Below are 15,581 nucleotides of genomic sequence, written 5' to 3' on the forward strand. Positions count from 1 at the left end.
AGGTGGAACCCCCTCCCACATTTGGATTGCATTCCACTTCCGTTACAGCGGTGACTTAGCAGTGACCGGGCGGATACCACGCTTGGCATTCAAGCCGTAATACAGCAAGCCGCCCAGCGCCGAACCGGTAAACCAGCCGTAGCTGTAGAACCAGCTGAACGCATCGCTGCCCAACGACAGCAAGGTCAGCACCACCGGCACGCCAAACGCGATAAAGCCACTCCAGTTCCACGCCGGGTACACGTCATCGCGGTACAGCCCGGCCAGGTCCAGTTGTTGTTTGCGGGTGATGAAGTAGTCCACCACCATGATCCCGGCAATCGGCCCCAACAGGCTTGAATAGCCGAGCAACCAGTTGGAATACACGGTTTCCAGGCTCACATCGGAAACGATCAGGCCAAGCTTTTTCAGCAGTTCATGGCCCATCAACGCCAACCCCACCAACCCGGTCAGGATCACGGCGGTGGTGCGGTTGATCAGCTTGGGCGCGATGTTCTGGAAGTCGTTGGTCGGCGACACGATGTTCGCCGCCGTGTTGGTGGACAGGGTAGCGACGATGATCAACGCCATCGCTACCGCCACCCACACCGGGCTCTGGATATGCCCGATCAGGGTGACGGGATCGGACACGCTGACGCCCACCAATTTCACCGAGGCGGCGGTCATGATCACGCCGAGGGCGGCGAACAGGAACATGGTCAGCGGCAGGCCGAAAATCTGCCCGAGAATCTGGTCCTTCTGGCTTTTTGCGTAGCGGCTGAAGTCGGGAATATTCAGCGACAAGGTGGCCCAGAAACCCACCATCGCGGTGAGGCCGGCCATGAAGTAACCGGTGAGGCTCGCGCCCTCGGGACGCTTGGGCGGGATCGCCATCAATTCGCTGATCGACACGTTAGGCATTGCCCACACCAACAGGCCGATCCCCACCGCCACCAGCAACGGCGCCGACAACGTTTCAAGGCGCTTGATCGATTCGGCGCCGCGCAGCACCACCCACAAATTCAGGCACCAGAAAATCATGAAGCCAATCACTTCACCCGTGCCGCCGAGGGCCTTCCAGCCGTCGAAAATCGAGCCCAGGAACAGATGAATCGCCAGCCCGCCAAACATCGTCTGGATACCAAACCACCCGCACGCCACCAGCGCCCGGATCAGGCACGGCACGTTGGAACCTAGGATGCCGAACGATGAGCGCAACAACACCGGGAACGGTATGCCGTACTTGGTGCCGGGGAAGGCGTTGAGGGTCAGCGGGATCAGCACCACGATGTTGGCCAGCAAAATCGCCATCAGCGCCTCGCCCACCGACAAGCCGAAATACGCGGTGAGCACCCCGCCCAAAGTATACGTGGGCACGCAGATCGACATGCCGACCCACAGCGCGGTGATGTGCCACTTGTTCCAAGTGCGTTCATGCACCTTGGTCGGTGCCATGTCGTGGTTGTAGCGCGGGCTGTCGAGGACGTCGGGGCCGGCGTCGAGTTCGTACAGGCCGTTGCGTTCAATGACTTGCGATCTGTTCTGTTGCATGGCCGCTCCACGGTTTTTTCGAATTATTGTTGCTCATCCAACGCGCTGCGCCGGATGGCCGGAGTACCTCATAAACAACATGACATCACGGACCCGGCCAGCCGCCACTGCACTCAATAACCGTGCCGACTACGGCCCTCGAACCCGTACCGCTTATATAACTGGCTGATGTTAATCAGCTTTCCGATTGAGCCCGCGGTACTTGCCACGTTACTCAGGCTAAATAATGCGTAAGTTGCCCGAACCCTCCGGACTCAATCTGGTGCAACACAATTATTTTTATTAACTGTCTTCGTCAAGAGGCATCTCTCAAGCGTCTGATTTGCAATAAGAAATGTTGCTCAATTTGCGAACCTGTCAAGTGCGTCAAAATGGTGAGCGGCCGCCACATTTTGGTGATTTATAAATTTTTACCTTACAAATCAACAAATTAAACACGGTATAAGCTTATAAAAAATCTTCTTGCCCAATCGAAAAACTCGGGCTAGTTTCTATTCCTGTCACCGATGACAGGAATTAACCGACCATCGGTAAGCAGCATTACAACACTTAGAACTGGCACAAGCCGGTCAAGCCTGTGAGGAACTCGACATGTCGCTGTTGATCCGTGGCGCCACCGTTATTACCCATGATGAAAGTTACCGCGCCGATGTGTTATGCGCAGGCGGTCTAATTCGCGCCATTGGCACGAACCTGGACGTTCCCGCCGGCACTGAGATACTCGATGGCAGCGGTCAATATTTGATGCCCGGCGGCATCGACCCCCACACCCACATGCAACTGCCCTTCATGGGCACCGTGGCCAGTGAAGACTTTTTCAGTGGCACGGCAGCAGGCCTGGCGGGGGGCACTACGTCGATCATCGACTTTGTGATCCCCAACCCGCAGCAATCCTTGATGGACGCTTTTCACCAGTGGCGCGGCTGGGCGGAAAAATCCGCGTCCGACTATGGCTTCCATGTGGCGATTACCTGGTGGAGCGAGCAGGTGCGCGAGGAAATGGCTGAGCTGGTCAGCCACCATGGCATCAACAGCTTCAAGCATTTCATGGCCTACAAAAACGCGATCATGGCGGCGGACGACACCCTGGTCGCCAGCTTCGAGCGTTGCCTGGAATTGGGCGCGGTGCCCACCGTGCACGCCGAGAACGGCGAGCTGGTGTACCACCTGCAACGCAAGCTGATGGCCCAGGGCATCACCGGGCCGGAAGCACACCCGCTGTCGCGCCCATCCCAGGTTGAAGGTGAAGCGGCCAGCCGCGCGATCCGCATCGCCGAGACTATCGGCACGCCGCTGTACCTGGTGCACGTGTCGACCAAAGAAGCGCTGGATGAGATCACCTATGCGCGCAGCAAGGGCCAACCGGTGTATGGCGAAGTCCTCGCTGGCCACCTGCTGCTGGACGACAGCGTCTACCAACACCCCGACTGGCAAACCGCCGCCGGCTACGTGATGAGCCCGCCGTTCCGCCCGCGCGGGCATCAGGAGGCGCTGTGGCATGGCCTGCAATCCGGCAACCTGCACACCACCGCCACCGACCATTGCTGCTTCTGCGCCGAGCAAAAAGCCGCCGGCCGAGACGACTTCAGCAAGATCCCCAACGGCACCGCCGGCATCGAAGACCGCATGGCGCTGCTGTGGGACGAAGGCGTCAACACCGGGCGCCTGTCGATGCAGGAGTTCGTCGCGCTGACCTCCACCAACACCGCGAAGATCTTCAACCTCTACCCGCGCAAAGGCGCGATCCGCGTGGGTGCGGATGCCGACCTGGTGTTGTGGGACCCCGAGGGTACACGGACCATTTCCGCCAAGACCCATCACCAGCAGGTCGACTTCAATATCTTCGAAGGCAAGACCGTGCGCGGTGTGCCGAGCCACACCATCAGCCAGGGCAAGCTGGTCTGGGCCGATGGCGACCTGAGGGCCGAGCGCGGTGCGGGGCGGTATGTGGAGCGGCCGGCGTACCCGGCGGTGTTTGAGCAGTTGAGCAAGCGGGCAGCGCATTCCAAGCCGGTTGCTGTGAACCGCTGAGACCGCTATCGGGAGCAAGCGCCCTCCCACCCAATATGGGAGGGGGCTTGCTCCCGATGAGGCCAGTACAGGCAACACAAAAACCACTGCCCAGCAGAGGCAGCACCTCAATAACCGTGAGGCCACCACCGTGATCCAGACCCTGACCCACCTCCCCCATCCCGTTGAGGATGGAGCCACCCTCGCCAGCCATTTCACCGACCTGGCACCGCCCCTCAACGCACGCCAGGCGCAATTGGAAGCCTCGCGCTGCCTGTATTGCTACGACGCGCCGTGCGTGAACGCGTGCCCCAGCGAGATCGACATCCCCTCGTTCATCCGCAACATCCACACCGACAACGTGCAAGGTGCCGCGCAGAAAATCCTCTCGGCCAACATCCTCGGCGGCAGCTGCGCGCGGGTGTGCCCCACCGAGATCCTGTGCCAGCAGGCCTGCGTGCGCAATAACGCCGAAGAATGCGCCCCGGTGCTGATCGGCCTGCTGCAACGCTATGCCATCGACAACGCGCACTTCAGCGAACACCCCTTCCAGCGCGCCGCCCCCACCGGCAAGCGCATCGCCGTGGTCGGCGCCGGGCCTGCCGGTTTGGCCTGCGCCCATCGCGCCGCCCTGCACGGCCATGACGTGGTGATCTTCGAAGCCCGCGAGAAAGCCGGTGGCCTGAATGAATACGGAATCGCCAAGTACAAACTGGTGGACGACTTCGCCCAGAAAGAGCTGGACTTCCTCCTGCAGATCGGCGGCATCGAGATCCGCCACGGCCAGCGCCTGGGGGACACTCTCACCCTCAGCGAACTGCATCAGCAATTCGATTCGGTATTCCTGGGGCTCGGCCTGGCCGCGAGCAAACAGCTGGGCCTGCCCCACGAGGACGCCCCCGGCCTGCTCGCCGCCACCGACTACATCCGCGAACTGCGCCAGGCCGATGACCTCACACAACTGCCCCTGGCCGACCGCTGCATCGTGCTCGGTGCCGGCAATACCGCCATCGACATGGCCGTGCAAATGGCCCGCCTCGGCGCCCGCGACGTCAACCTCGTCTACCGTCGAGGCCTGGCCGACATGGGCGCGACCCACCATGAACAGGACATCGCCAAGGCCAACCAAGTGCGCCTGCTGACCTGGGCCCAACCCGAAGAAGTGCTGCTGGATGACAAGGGCCATGTGCGCGGCATGCGTTTCGTCCGCACGCGCCTGGACAACGGCCGCCTGCAACCCACCGGCGAAACCTTCGAACTGGCTGCCGATGCGATCTTCAAGGCCATCGGCCAGGGTTTTGACAGCGAGGCACTGCACGATCCACTGGCACAACAGCTGCACCGCGTGGGCGAGCGCATCTTCGTCGACGAGCAGCTGCGCACCAGTATTCCCGGGGTTTACGCCGGTGGCGACTGCGTCAGCCTCGGCCAGGACCTCACCGTGCAGGCCGTGCAACATGGCAAGCTGGCCGCCGAAGCCATGCACGCCCAACTCATGCTGAATGTGGAGGCTGCATAATGGCCGATCTCTCGATTGTATTCGCCGGCATCAAGGCCCCCAACCCGTTCTGGCTGGCCTCCGCGCCGCCCACCGACAAAGCCTACAATGTGGTTCGCGCGTTTGAAGCAGGCTGGGGCGGCGTGGTGTGGAAAACCCTGGGTGAAGACCCGGCGGCGGTCAACGTGTCCTCCCGCTACTCGGCGCACTATGGCGCCAACCGCGAAGTGCTGGGCATCAACAATATCGAGTTGATCACCGACCGCTCGCTGGAGATCAACCTGCGGGAAATCACCCAGGTAAAAAAGGACTGGCCGGATCGAGCGCTGATCGTGTCGCTGATGGTGCCGTGCGTTGAGGAGTCCTGGAAAAACATCCTGCCGCGGGTGGAAGCCACCGGTTGCGACGGTATCGAACTGAACTTCGGTTGCCCCCACGGCATGCCCGAACGTGGCATGGGCGCGGCGGTGGGCCAGGTGCCGGAGTATGTGGAACAGGTGACGCGCTGGTGCAAGACGTATTGCTCGCTGCCGGTGATCGTCAAGCTCACGCCGAACATCACCGACATCCGCGTCGCGGCGCGGGCGGCGTATCGCGGGGGGGCCGACGCGGTGTCGCTGATCAACACCATCAACTCCATCACCAGCGTGGACCTGGAACGCATGGTCGCCCTGCCGATGGTCGGCACTCAGAGCACCCACGGCGGCTACTGCGGTTCAGCGGTGAAGCCAATTGCGCTGAACATGGTCGCCGAAATCGCCCGTGACCCGCAAACACAAGGCCTGCCGATCTGCGGCATCGGCGGTATCGGTAACTGGCGCGACGCGGCGGAATTCGTCGCCCTAGGCTCCGGCGCGGTGCAGGTGTGCACGGCGGCGATGCTGCATGGGTTTCGGATCGTGGACGAGATGAAGGACGGGCTGTCGCGGTGGATGGACAGTCAGGGTTACACCAGCCTGCAGGAATTTTCCGGTCGTGCGGTGGGCAATACGACGGATTGGAAGTACCTGGATATCAACTATCAGGTGATTGCGAAGATCGATCAGGAAGCCTGCATTGGTTGTGGGCGTTGCCATATCGCCTGCGAGGATACGTCGCACCAGGCGATCGCGAGTTTGAAGCAGGCGGATGGCACGCATCAATACGAAGTGATTGATGACGAGTGTGTGGGCTGCAACCTGTGCCAGATCACCTGTCCGGTGGCGGACTGTATCGAGATGGTGCCCATCGACACGGGCAAACCGTTCTTGAATTGGACGCAGGATCCGAGGAATCCCTACAGGGAGGCTGTGTAGGCCTTTAGACCGCCATCGGGGGCAAGCCCCCTCCCACATTCGACCGCATTCTTTCAGGTGAAATGCAGTCAGGTGTGGGAGGGGCTTGCCCCCGATGAGGCCCTCAGCCCCAACAAAGATCAAGGCTCCAACCCAATCCCGCGCAAAATCACACCCGTCACCGTCTGTATTGCCCTCTCGAACTGCATGTCCGACAACGGCTGGTGATCATTCAGGATCTTCACCTGATGATCAAAGTCGGCGTAGTGCTGCGTCGAGGCCCAGATCATGTACAGCAGGCTCGACGGCTCCACCGGGAGGATGCGTTTGTCTTCCACCCACTGGCGAATTTTCGCTTCCTTCATCTTGGCCCAGTCGTACAGGCTTTCATCCAGCGCCTCGCCGAGCGTCGGCGCGCCATGGATGATTTCGTTGGCCCAGACTTTCGAGCCATACGGCCGCGTACGCGAGCGCTGCATTTTGGCGCGGATATAACTGCTGAGCACCACCCGTGGGTCATCGAAGGTTTCGAAGCTCAGGGCGTCCTGTTTCCACACTTCCAGCAGGTCGAACAGCACGGCGCTGTAAAGCTCGCTCTTGGTGGTGAAGTAGTAATGCAGGTTGGAGCGCGGCAGTTGCACTTCTTGCGCGATATCGGCCATGGCGGTGCTGCCATAGCCCTTTTCGGCGAAGATTTTCTCCGCCGCCAAAAGGATTTTCTCGACGTTGACCCGACGAATTCCGATCTTGTGATTGCCCATAAGGGCTCCCTGACGACGACATGCCCCAAAGACTACCATCCGCTCTAGATCGGGGCGACAAGCGAAGTCGAAACTTCGTACACTCCCGGCTCCTATCCATTGATTGGTATTGCCCAATGTTGATCAAGAAAGCCCTGACTGCCGTCGCCCTGCTCGCCTCCCTGCTGGGCGCCTCAGCCGCATTTGCCCATGCCCACTTGAAAACCGCTACCCCTGCCGCCGACAGCACCGTCGCCGCCCCTGCCGACCTGCGCCTGACCTTCAGCGAGGGCGTCGAAGCCACGTTCACCAAGGTGTCCCTGAGCAAGGACGGTACCGAAGTCGCCATCAAGGGCCTGGAAACCCCGGACGCCGACAAGAAAACCCTGGTGGTCACGCCGGCCGCCCCTCTTGCCGCCGGGAACTACAAAGTGGTGTGGAACGCGGTGTCGGTCGACACCCATAAGAGCAACGGCGAATACAGCTTCAAGGTCGGCCAATAACCCATGGCGACGCTGTTGGTGCTGTGCCGTTTCCTGCATTTCATCGTCGTGTTGCTGATGTTCGGGGCCTGCGTATTCAGGCCCTGGCTGCTGGGCGCTGAACCGCAGCCGGCGCTGGACCGGCAGTTGCTGCGCATCACGCGCGCCTTGGCCTGGCTCGGGCTGATCTCTGGCGTGGCGTGGTTGATACTGATCACCGCCAGCATGGCCGGCAGTTGGGACGCGGCGCTGCAACCGGCCACCGTGCAATTGGTGTTGGGCAAGACGTTTTTTGGCCAGGTCTGGGCCTGGCATCTGTTGCTCAACCTGTTGCTGGTAATGGTGCTGATCAGACCCTGGGCGGCGCTGCGCCTGCCCTTGATCGCGCTGCTGCTGGCAACCCTCGCTCCCGTCGGCCATGGCGCGATGCTCGATGGCCTGAGCGGGCAATTGCTGATCCTCAACCAGGTGGTGCATTTGGTCTGCGTCGGCGCCTGGCTCGGCGGGTTGTTGGTGCTGGTGCTGATCCTCAGGCAGCCGCAACACTTCGCGCTGGAACCGATCCTGCGGCGCTTCAGCGGTGTGGGTTATGGGCTGGTGACGGGCTTGCTGATGACCGGGCTGATCAATGTGCGCGTGCTCACCGGGCAACTGTGGCCCACACCGCTGTTCGATGGGTTTGCGTTGATCTTGCTGATCAAGGTGATGTTGGTGCTGGGCATGCTGGCGCTGGCGTTGCTGAATCGTTTGCGCCTGGAGCGTTGTGACGAGCGACTGGGCAGCTTGAAGTCCAGCGTGACGCTGGAATGGTTACTAGGTGTTTCAGCGGTGGCGGCCGTTTCTCTGCTGGGTACGTTGCCGCCCATGGTTCTGGCAGGCTGATTCCCCCCGCCCACCTTGACCCTGCCCACTTTTGACCAAGATCGAGCCAGTCATCCTATAACTTCCAGTTGACAAGCCCTGAAAACCCCGCAAATATCCCGATCGATGTTGTACGACGACGTATAACAAATAATAAAAACAACAAACGAAAGGGAGCTCCACCGTGAGTCAATTCGCCCGCAATTCGTCCTCGTGTATCGGCCTCATCGCGCTCGGCAGCCTGGCGTTCACCCTCCCCCCCAGCGTCCACGCCGAAGGTTTTATCGACGACGCCAAGGCCACGCTCAACCTGCGCAACGCCTACTTCAACCGCAACTTCACCAACCCGACCAACCCCCAGGGCAAGGCCGAAGAGTGGACGCAGAGCTTCATTCTCGATGCGAAGTCCGGCTTCACCCAGGGCACCGTGGGTTTCGGAATTGATGTGCTGGGCCTGTATTCGCAAAAGCTGGATGGCGGCAAAGGCACTGGCGGTACGCAACTGCTGCCGATCCACGACGACGGCCGCCCTGCCGATAACTTCGGGCGCCTGGGCGTGGCGCTGAAGACAAAACTGTCGAAGACAGAATTGAAGGTCGGCGAATGGATGCCGGTACTGCCGATTCTGCGCTCCGACGATGGCCGCTCACTGCCCCAGACCTTTCGTGGCGGCCAGGTCACCTCCAACGAGATCGCCGGCCTGACGCTCTATGGCGGCCAGTTTCGCGGCAACAGCCCGCGCAACGACGCGAGCATGGAAGACATGTTCATGAACGGCAGGGCCGCGTTTACCTCCGACCGCTTCAACTTCGGCGGCGGCGAATACACCTTCAACGACAAGCGCACCCAGGTCGGCCTGTGGTACGCCGAATTGACCGATATCTACCAGCAGCAATACTTCAACCTCACCCACAGCCAGCCGGTGGGCGACTGGACCCTGGGCGCCAACCTCGGCTTCTTCAACGGCAAGGAAGACGGCAGCGCCCTGGCCGGCGACCTCGATAACAAGACCGCCTTCGCCCTGCTTTCGGCCAAATACAACGGTCACACCTTCTACGTGGGCTTGCAGAAACTCACCGGCGACAGCGCCTGGATGCGCATCAACGGCACCAGCGGCGGCACCCTGGCCAACGACAGCTACAACGCCAGCTACGACAATGCCAAGGAAAAATCCTGGCAGTTGCGTCACGACTTCAACTTCGTGGTGCTCGGCGTGCCGGGGCTGACCCTGATGAACCGCTATATCAGCGGCAGCAATGTGCACACCGGCGCGATCACCGATGGCAAGGAATGGGGCCGTGAATCGGAACTGGCCTACACGGTGCAGAGCGGTGCACTGAAGAACCTCAACGTGAAGTGGCGCAACTCGACCATGCGTCGGGATTTCAGCAACAACGAGTTTGATGAGAACCGGATCTTTATCAGCTATCCGATCTCGTTGCTTTAAAAGTTGTTGATGACCTGAAAACCCGTGCACAACCCCTGTGGGAGGGGGCTTGCTCCCGATGGTGGTGTATCAGGCACCGAATGCACTGCTGACACACCGCTATCGGGAGCAAGCCCCCTCCCACCTTTGAATCTCATTCGTCTGGAAGAACGTTGACAACCTGGGGGATCACTCACAATACTTCGGCATAGTCATACGACAACCTACAACAAAAATTTGGAATCCCCATGACCACGACCACCCCCGCTCCCTTCAACCGCCTACTGCTCACCGGCGCCGCCGGCGGCCTGGGTAAAGTCCTGCGTGAACGCCTGCGTCCTTATGCCCACGTGCTGCGCCTGTCCGACATCGCCAACATGGCCCCGGCTGCCGACGCGTCCGAAGAAGTGCACACCTGCGACCTCGCCGACAAACACGCCGTGCACCAGTTGGTGGAAGGTGTCGATGCGATCCTGCACTTTGGCGGCGTTTCGGTTGAGCGTTCGTTCGAAGAAGTCCTCGGCGCCAATATCAGCGGCATTTTCCATATCTACGAGGCCGCCCGCCGCCACGGTGTGAAGCGCGTGATTTTCGCCAGCTCCAACCATGTCATCGGCTTCTATAAACAAGGCGAGAAAATCGACGCCCACTCCCCTCGCCGGCCGGACAGCTACTACGGCCTGTCCAAGTCCTACGGCGAAGACATGGCGAGCTTCTACTTCGACCGCTATGGCATCGAGACCGTCAGTATCCGCATCGGCTCATCGTTCCCGGAACCGCAGAACCGTCGGATGATGCACACCTGGCTGAGCTTCGACGACCTCACTCAACTGCTTGAGCGCGCGCTCTACACACCGAACGTCGGCCACACCGTGGTCTACGGCATGTCGGATAACCTCGACACCTGGTGGGACAACCGCTACGCCGCACACCTGGGCTACGCCCCCAAAGACAGCTCCGAAGTCTTCCGCGCGCAGGTCGAAACCCAGCCACCGGTCGCCGCCGACGACCCGGCCAAGGTTTATCAGGGCGGTGCGTTCTGCGCCGCTGGGCCGTTCGGTGACTGAGCGCACAACAACCCAAGGGAATGAGTTGCCATGAACGCTGAATTGATTGTCGACGCCCGCAATGCCGTGGGCGAATGCCCGGTGTGGGTGCCGGAGGAAAACGCCCTGTACTGGGTGGATATTCCCAACGGTGGCCTGCAACGCTGGAGCGCCGACACCGGCCACGTTGCCGCCTGGACTGCCCCGCAGATGCTCGCCTGTATCGCCCGCACCGACGCGGGCAACTGGGTCGCGGGGATGGAAACCGGCTTCTTCCAACTCACCCCGCACAACGACGGCAGCCTCGACACCACGTCTCTGGCGAGCGTCGCGCACCCTCGCCCGGACATGCGCCTCAACGACGGCCGCTGTGATCGCCAGGGCCGTTTCTGGGCCGGTAGCATGGTGCTGAACATGGGCGCGAATGCAGCCGAAGGCATCCTCTATCGCTATGCATCGGGTTCATTGCCCCATGCCCAGTTGAACGGTTTCATCACCCTCAACGGCCTGGCCTTCAGCCCCGATGGCCGCACGATGTACGCCTCGGATTCACACCCGCTGGTGCAACAGATCTGGGCCTTCGATTACGACATCGAGACCGGCACGCCGTCCAATCGCCGCGTGTTCGTCGACATGCACAAGCACCTCGGCCGCCCCGACGGCGCCGCCGTGGATGCCGATGGCTGCTACTGGATCTGCGCCAACGACGCCGGGCTCATCCACCGCTTCACCCCCGAGGGGCGTCTCGACCGTTCCCTCACCGTACCGGTGAAAAAACCCACCATGTGCGCCTTTGGCGGCAGTCGCCTGGACACCCTGTACGTCACCTCGATCCGTGACGACCAGAGTGAGCAGTCGCTGGCCGGCGGCGTATTCGCCCTCAACCCTGGCATCACCGGTTTACCCGAGCCCACGTTCACCCTCTAGCTGCATCGCTGTGCCTTGAATACAACAATAACAAGACTGGAGACGTACCCCATGGACTTCAAACGCACCTTGCTCGCCGCTGCATGCTTCGCCCTGAGCAGCGCCGCCCACGCGCTGGAAATCAAATTCGCCGACATCCACCCCGCCGGCTACCCCACCGTCGTGGCCGAAGAAAACATGGGCAAGGCCCTGACCAAGGAAAGCAACGGCGAACTGACCTTCAAATACTTCCCTGGCGGTGTGCTGGGCTCCGAGAAAGAAGTGGTCGAGCAGGCCCAGGTCGGCGCCGTGCAGATGACCCGCGTCAGCCTCGGTATCGTCGGCCCGGTGGTCCCGGACGTGAACGTCTTCAACTTGCCGTTCGTGTTCCGTGACCAGGCCCATATGCGCAAGGTCATCGACGGCGAGATCGGCGACGAGATCCTCGCCAAGATCACCGACTCCGAGTTCGGCCTGGTCGCCCTGGCCTGGATGGACGGCGGCACGCGCAACCTCTACACCAAGAAGCCGGTGCGCAAGATCGAAGACCTGAAGGGCATGAAGATCCGCGTGCAAGGCAACCCGTTGTTCATCGACGCCTTTAATGCCATGGGTGCCAACGGCATCGCCATGGACACCGGCGAGATCTTCAGCGCCCTGCAGACCGGCGTGATCGACGGTGCGGAAAACAACCCACCCACCATGCTGGAACACAACCACTTCCAGAATGCCAAGTACTACACCCTCACCGAGCACTTGATCCTGCCGGAACCCATCGTGATGTCGAAAATCACCTGGAACAAACTCACCCCCGCGCAACAGGACATGGTGAAAAAAGCCGCCAAGGCCGCCCAGGCTGACGAGCGCGTGCTGTGGGACGCCAAGTCCGCCAGCAGTGAGGAAAAACTCAAAAAGGCCGGTGTCGAGTTCATCACCGTCGACAAAAAACCCTTCTATGACGCCACCGCAGCGGTACGGGCGAAGTACGGCGCACCTTACGCCGACATCATCAAGCGTATCGACGCCGTTCAGTAACGTCCCTTCCTCTTAGCAAGGCCCGGTGCGGCCCATGCGGACGCGCCCGGTTACGGTGAACGCCATGAAGAATTTACTGCTGCGCATCAACGACCGCATCTACATGACCTGCATCTGGGTCGCCGGCCTCTCGGTACTCGGGGTCGCACTGATCATCCCCTGGGGCATCTTCGCCCGCTATATCCTCGGCACCGGCTCGAGTTGGCCGGAACCCACCGCCATCCTGCTGATGCTGGTGTTCACCTTTGTCGGCGCGGCCGCCAGTTACCGCGCGGGGGCCCACATGTCGGTGGCGGTAGTGACCGACCGCCTGGCACCGCGCCAACGCCAAGTGGTCGGCGTCGTCTCACAACTGTTGATGGCCATCATCTGCCTGTTCATGACCATCTGGGGCACCAAGCTGTGCCTGTCCACCTGGAACCAGTTCATGAGCGCCATCCCCACCCTGCGCGTGGGCATCACCTATATGCCGATTCCCATTGGCGGCCTGCTGACGCTGATCTTTGTCGTGGAAAAACTCCTGCTCGGTGACCAGAGCAATCGTCGGGTCGTGCGTTTCGATCTGGTTGAAGAAAGCGAAGGGGCCGCCTGATATGGACGCATTGATTCTGTTGGGCAGTTTTATCGCCTTGATCCTGATCGGCATGCCCGTGGCCTATGCCCTCGGGCTGTCGGCGCTGATCGGCGCGTGGTGGATCGACATTCCGTTCCAGGCCCTGATGATTCAGGTGGCCGGCGGGGTGAACAAGTTTTCACTGATGGCGATTCCGTTCTTTGTGCTGGCCGGGGCGATCATGGCCGAAGGCGGCATGTCGCGGCGGCTAGTGGCGTTTGCCGGGGTGCTGGTGGGCTTTGTGCGGGGCGGCCTGTCCTTGGTGAATATCATGGCCTCGACGTTTTTCGGCGCGATTTCCGGTTCGTCGGTGGCGGACACCGCCTCGGTCGGTTCGGTGCTGATTCCGGAAATGGAACGCCGCGGGTATCCCCGTGAGTTCGCCACGGCCGTGACCGTCAGCGGTTCGGTGCAGGCGCTGCTGACCCCGCCCAGCCATAACTCGGTGCTTTACTCCCTCGCGGCGGGCGGTACGGTGTCGATCGCGTCGCTGTTCATGGCCGGCGTGGTACCGGGCCTGCTGATGAGCGCCTGCCTGATGGTGCTGTGCCTGATCTTCGCGAAAAAGCGCAATTACCCCAAGGGCGACGTCATCCCCTTGAAGCAAGCGCTGAAGATCGCCGCCGACGCACTCTGGGGCTTGATGGCCATGGTGATCATCCTCGGCGGCATCCTCTCAGGCATCTTCACCGCCACCGAGTCCGCTGCGATTGCCGTGCTCTGGGCGTTTTTCGTGACCATGTTCATCTACCGTGACTATAAGTGGCGCGAGCTGCCCAAGCTGATGCACCGCACGGTGCGCACCATTTCCATCGTGATGATCCTGATCGCCTTTGCCGCCAGCTTCGGCTACATCATGACCCTGATGCAGATCCCGGCGAAGATCACCACGATGTTCCTGACCCTTTCGGACAACCGCTACGTGATCCTGATGTGCATCAACGTCATGTTGTTGTTGCTCGGCACGGTGATGGACATGGCGCCATTGATCTTGATCCTCACGCCGATTCTGCTGCCGGTGGTGCTCGGCCTCGGCGTCGACCCGGTGCACTTCGGCATGATCATGCTGGTCAACCTCGGCATTGGCTTGATTACGCCGCCGGTGGGTGCCGTGTTGTTCGTGGGGGCGGCAGTGGGCAAGGTCAGTATCGAGAAAACCGTGAAGGCGCTGCTGCCGTTCTATGGGGTGCTGTTCCTGATCCTGATGGCCGTGACCTACATTCCGGCGCTGTCGCTGTGGCTGCCCAGCGTGGTGCTGTGATGATGATTGAACTTGAAGACAACCTGACCCACCTCACGGTGAATCCGGCCGTGGGCGGCAGCCTCGTCAATTGGACGGTGCGCGCCACCGGGCAGCCGTTGCTGCGCCATAACGATGAGCAGGCGATCCTCACCGGTTTGCCGGGCAAGCTGGGGTGCTATCCGTTGGTGCCTTGGTCCAACCGCATTGCCCACGGCGGTTTCGATAACCCCGAGGGTTGGCTGGCACTCGCGCCCAACAGCCTGACCGATCCGCTGCCGATTCACGGTTCGGCCTGGCAGCAAGCGTGGCAGGTGGTCAGCCAGTCGGCGGATGAAGCCGTGCTGGAAGTGCGATGTGACACGCCGTTTGCCTATCGCGCCGAGCAGCGTATTCGCTTGAGCGATGGGGCCTTGCGTATCGAACTGCGGGTGACTCATCTGGCCGAAACAGCCGCCTGGCATGGCGTGGGCTTGCACCCGTACTTTCCGCGTCGGCCGGGCACCCGGTTGCGGGCCAAGGCCGCACAGGTGTGGATGAGTGATGTGTCCAAGCTGCCGACAGGGTTGGCGCAGGTGCCGGGCGAGTGGGATTTCCAAGGATTGAAAAACCTGCCCGAAGGCCTGGTGGACAATGGGTTTTGCCAGTGGGATGGGCAGTGCCGGATCGAGCAACCGGAGCTGGGGTATGCGCTGGAATGCCAGGCGAGCGGCGCGGATTACTTCCTGCTGTATTGCCCGCCGGGGTTGGGGTTCTTTTGCATCGAGCCGGTGAGCCATCCGGTGAATGCCCATCATCTGCCGGGGCGGCCCGGTTTGAAACTGCTGGAACAGGGCCAGTCAACCCACCTCACCTTCAACCTGAAATACATTCAAAATGTGGGAGGGGGCTTGCCCCCGATGGCGGTGAATCAGTAATAC

The 15,581-nt window shown here is 61.2% G+C and carries 14 protein-coding genes; 12 read left to right on the plus strand and 2 right to left on the minus strand.

What is annotated here, in order from left to right:
- Positions 1–42 precede the first annotated feature (42 nt).
- Entirely contained in the window at positions 43–1,530 is a 1,488-nt protein-coding gene (locus ACI512_RS24120) for an NCS1 family nucleobase:cation symporter-1 (RefSeq protein WP_231808801.1), read from the minus strand.
- 591 nt (positions 1,531–2,121) lie between these two features.
- Here ACI512_RS24120 and hydA point away from each other — a divergent pair.
- The 3 genes from hydA to preA all read left to right on the plus strand — a co-directional run bounded on the left by hydA (position 2,122) and on the right by preA (position 6,333).
- Positions 2,122–3,561 (plus strand): dihydropyrimidinase, encoded by a 1,440-nt coding sequence (gene hydA, locus ACI512_RS24125; RefSeq protein WP_046035773.1) that lies wholly within the window; start codon positions 2,122–2,124, stop codon positions 3,559–3,561.
- 130 nt (positions 3,562–3,691) lie between these two features.
- Positions 3,692–5,059 carry an NAD(P)-dependent oxidoreductase gene (locus ACI512_RS24130; protein WP_236379511.1) on the plus strand — a complete coding sequence of 456 codons (1,368 nt, stop codon included), beginning with the start codon at positions 3,692–3,694 and terminating at the stop codon, positions 5,057–5,059.
- A complete protein-coding gene (gene preA / locus ACI512_RS24135) occupies positions 5,056–6,333 on the plus strand; it encodes an NAD-dependent dihydropyrimidine dehydrogenase subunit PreA (RefSeq protein WP_236379518.1) in 1,278 nt (425 codons plus the stop codon). Before ACI512_RS24130 ends, preA begins: the two co-directional genes overlap by 4 nt.
- 119 nt (positions 6,334–6,452) lie before the next feature.
- Here the strand turns inward: preA and ACI512_RS24140 are convergent, their stop codons facing one another.
- Positions 6,453–7,073, minus strand: a complete 621-nt coding sequence (locus ACI512_RS24140) for a TetR/AcrR family transcriptional regulator (RefSeq protein ID WP_043205574.1) — start codon at positions 7,071–7,073, stop codon at positions 6,453–6,455.
- A 116-nt stretch (positions 7,074–7,189) separates the two neighbouring features.
- Here ACI512_RS24140 and copC point away from each other — a divergent pair, with 116 nt between their 5' ends.
- From copC to ACI512_RS24185, 9 genes are all read left to right on the plus strand, one after another.
- A complete protein-coding gene (copC, locus tag ACI512_RS24145; RefSeq protein WP_122811613.1) occupies positions 7,190–7,555 on the plus strand; it encodes a copper homeostasis periplasmic binding protein CopC in 366 nt (121 codons plus the stop codon).
- A gap of 3 nt (positions 7,556–7,558) precedes the next feature.
- Entirely contained in the window at positions 7,559–8,416 is an 858-nt protein-coding gene (copD, locus tag ACI512_RS24150; protein WP_231810498.1) for a copper homeostasis membrane protein CopD, read from the plus strand.
- Positions 8,417–8,579: 163 nt separating this feature from the next.
- Positions 8,580–9,842: an OprD family porin gene (locus ACI512_RS24155; RefSeq protein WP_015884742.1), complete on the plus strand. Its 1,263-nt coding sequence runs from the start codon at positions 8,580–8,582 to the stop codon at positions 9,840–9,842.
- Between the two features lie 227 nt (positions 9,843–10,069).
- Positions 10,070–10,888, plus strand: coding sequence for an NAD(P)-dependent oxidoreductase (locus ACI512_RS24160; protein ID WP_015884743.1), 819 nt, complete (start codon positions 10,070–10,072; stop codon positions 10,886–10,888).
- Positions 10,889–10,918: 30 nt separating this feature from the next.
- On the plus strand, positions 10,919–11,794 hold the full coding sequence (locus ACI512_RS24165; protein WP_405121385.1) for an SMP-30/gluconolactonase/LRE family protein: 876 nt from the start codon (positions 10,919–10,921) through the stop codon (positions 11,792–11,794).
- A gap of 51 nt (positions 11,795–11,845) precedes the next feature.
- Complete coding sequence (locus ACI512_RS24170; protein ID WP_064055304.1) at positions 11,846–12,808, plus strand: TRAP transporter substrate-binding protein; 963 nt, start codon at positions 11,846–11,848, stop codon at positions 12,806–12,808.
- A gap of 64 nt (positions 12,809–12,872) precedes the next feature.
- Positions 12,873–13,400 (plus strand): TRAP transporter small permease, encoded by a 528-nt coding sequence (locus ACI512_RS24175; RefSeq protein ID WP_064055303.1) that lies wholly within the window; start codon positions 12,873–12,875, stop codon positions 13,398–13,400.
- Position 13,401: 1 nt separating this feature from the next.
- On the plus strand, positions 13,402–14,682 hold the full coding sequence (locus ACI512_RS24180) for a TRAP transporter large permease (RefSeq protein WP_015884747.1): 1,281 nt from the start codon (positions 13,402–13,404) through the stop codon (positions 14,680–14,682).
- 2 nt (positions 14,683–14,684) lie between these two features.
- Positions 14,685–15,578 (plus strand): aldose 1-epimerase, encoded by an 894-nt coding sequence (locus ACI512_RS24185; RefSeq protein ID WP_236379517.1) that lies wholly within the window; start codon positions 14,685–14,687, stop codon positions 15,576–15,578.
- The last annotated feature ends 3 nt before the right edge of the window (positions 15,579–15,581 follow it).

Source organism: Pseudomonas petroselini (genome assembly GCF_045037875.1).
Lineage (GTDB): Bacteria > Pseudomonadota > Gammaproteobacteria > Pseudomonadales > Pseudomonadaceae > Aquipseudomonas > Aquipseudomonas petroselini.

What these genes read in the sequence shown, in the direction of transcription:
- ACI512_RS24120 (WP_231808801.1), bottom strand. Translation starts at nt 1,530, where the DNA reads ATGCAACAGAACAGATCGCAAGTCATTGAACGCAACGGCCTGTACGAA.
- hydA (WP_046035773.1), top strand. Translation starts at nt 2,122, where the DNA reads ATGTCGCTGTTGATCCGTGGCGCCACCGTTATTACCCATGATGAAAGT.
- ACI512_RS24140 (WP_043205574.1), bottom strand. Translation starts at nt 7,073, where the DNA reads ATGGGCAATCACAAGATCGGAATTCGTCGGGTCAACGTCGAGAAAATC.
- copC (WP_122811613.1), top strand. Translation starts at nt 7,190, where the DNA reads ATGTTGATCAAGAAAGCCCTGACTGCCGTCGCCCTGCTCGCCTCCCTG.
- copD (WP_231810498.1), top strand. Translation starts at nt 7,559, where the DNA reads ATGGCGACGCTGTTGGTGCTGTGCCGTTTCCTGCATTTCATCGTCGTG.
- ACI512_RS24160 (WP_015884743.1), top strand. Translation starts at nt 10,070, where the DNA reads ATGACCACGACCACCCCCGCTCCCTTCAACCGCCTACTGCTCACCGGC.
- ACI512_RS24165 (WP_405121385.1), top strand. Translation starts at nt 10,919, where the DNA reads ATGAACGCTGAATTGATTGTCGACGCCCGCAATGCCGTGGGCGAATGC.
- ACI512_RS24170 (WP_064055304.1), top strand. Translation starts at nt 11,846, where the DNA reads ATGGACTTCAAACGCACCTTGCTCGCCGCTGCATGCTTCGCCCTGAGC.
- ACI512_RS24175 (WP_064055303.1), top strand. Translation starts at nt 12,873, where the DNA reads ATGAAGAATTTACTGCTGCGCATCAACGACCGCATCTACATGACCTGC.
- ACI512_RS24180 (WP_015884747.1), top strand. Translation starts at nt 13,402, where the DNA reads ATGGACGCATTGATTCTGTTGGGCAGTTTTATCGCCTTGATCCTGATC.
- ACI512_RS24185 (WP_236379517.1), top strand. Translation starts at nt 14,685, where the DNA reads ATGATTGAACTTGAAGACAACCTGACCCACCTCACGGTGAATCCGGCC.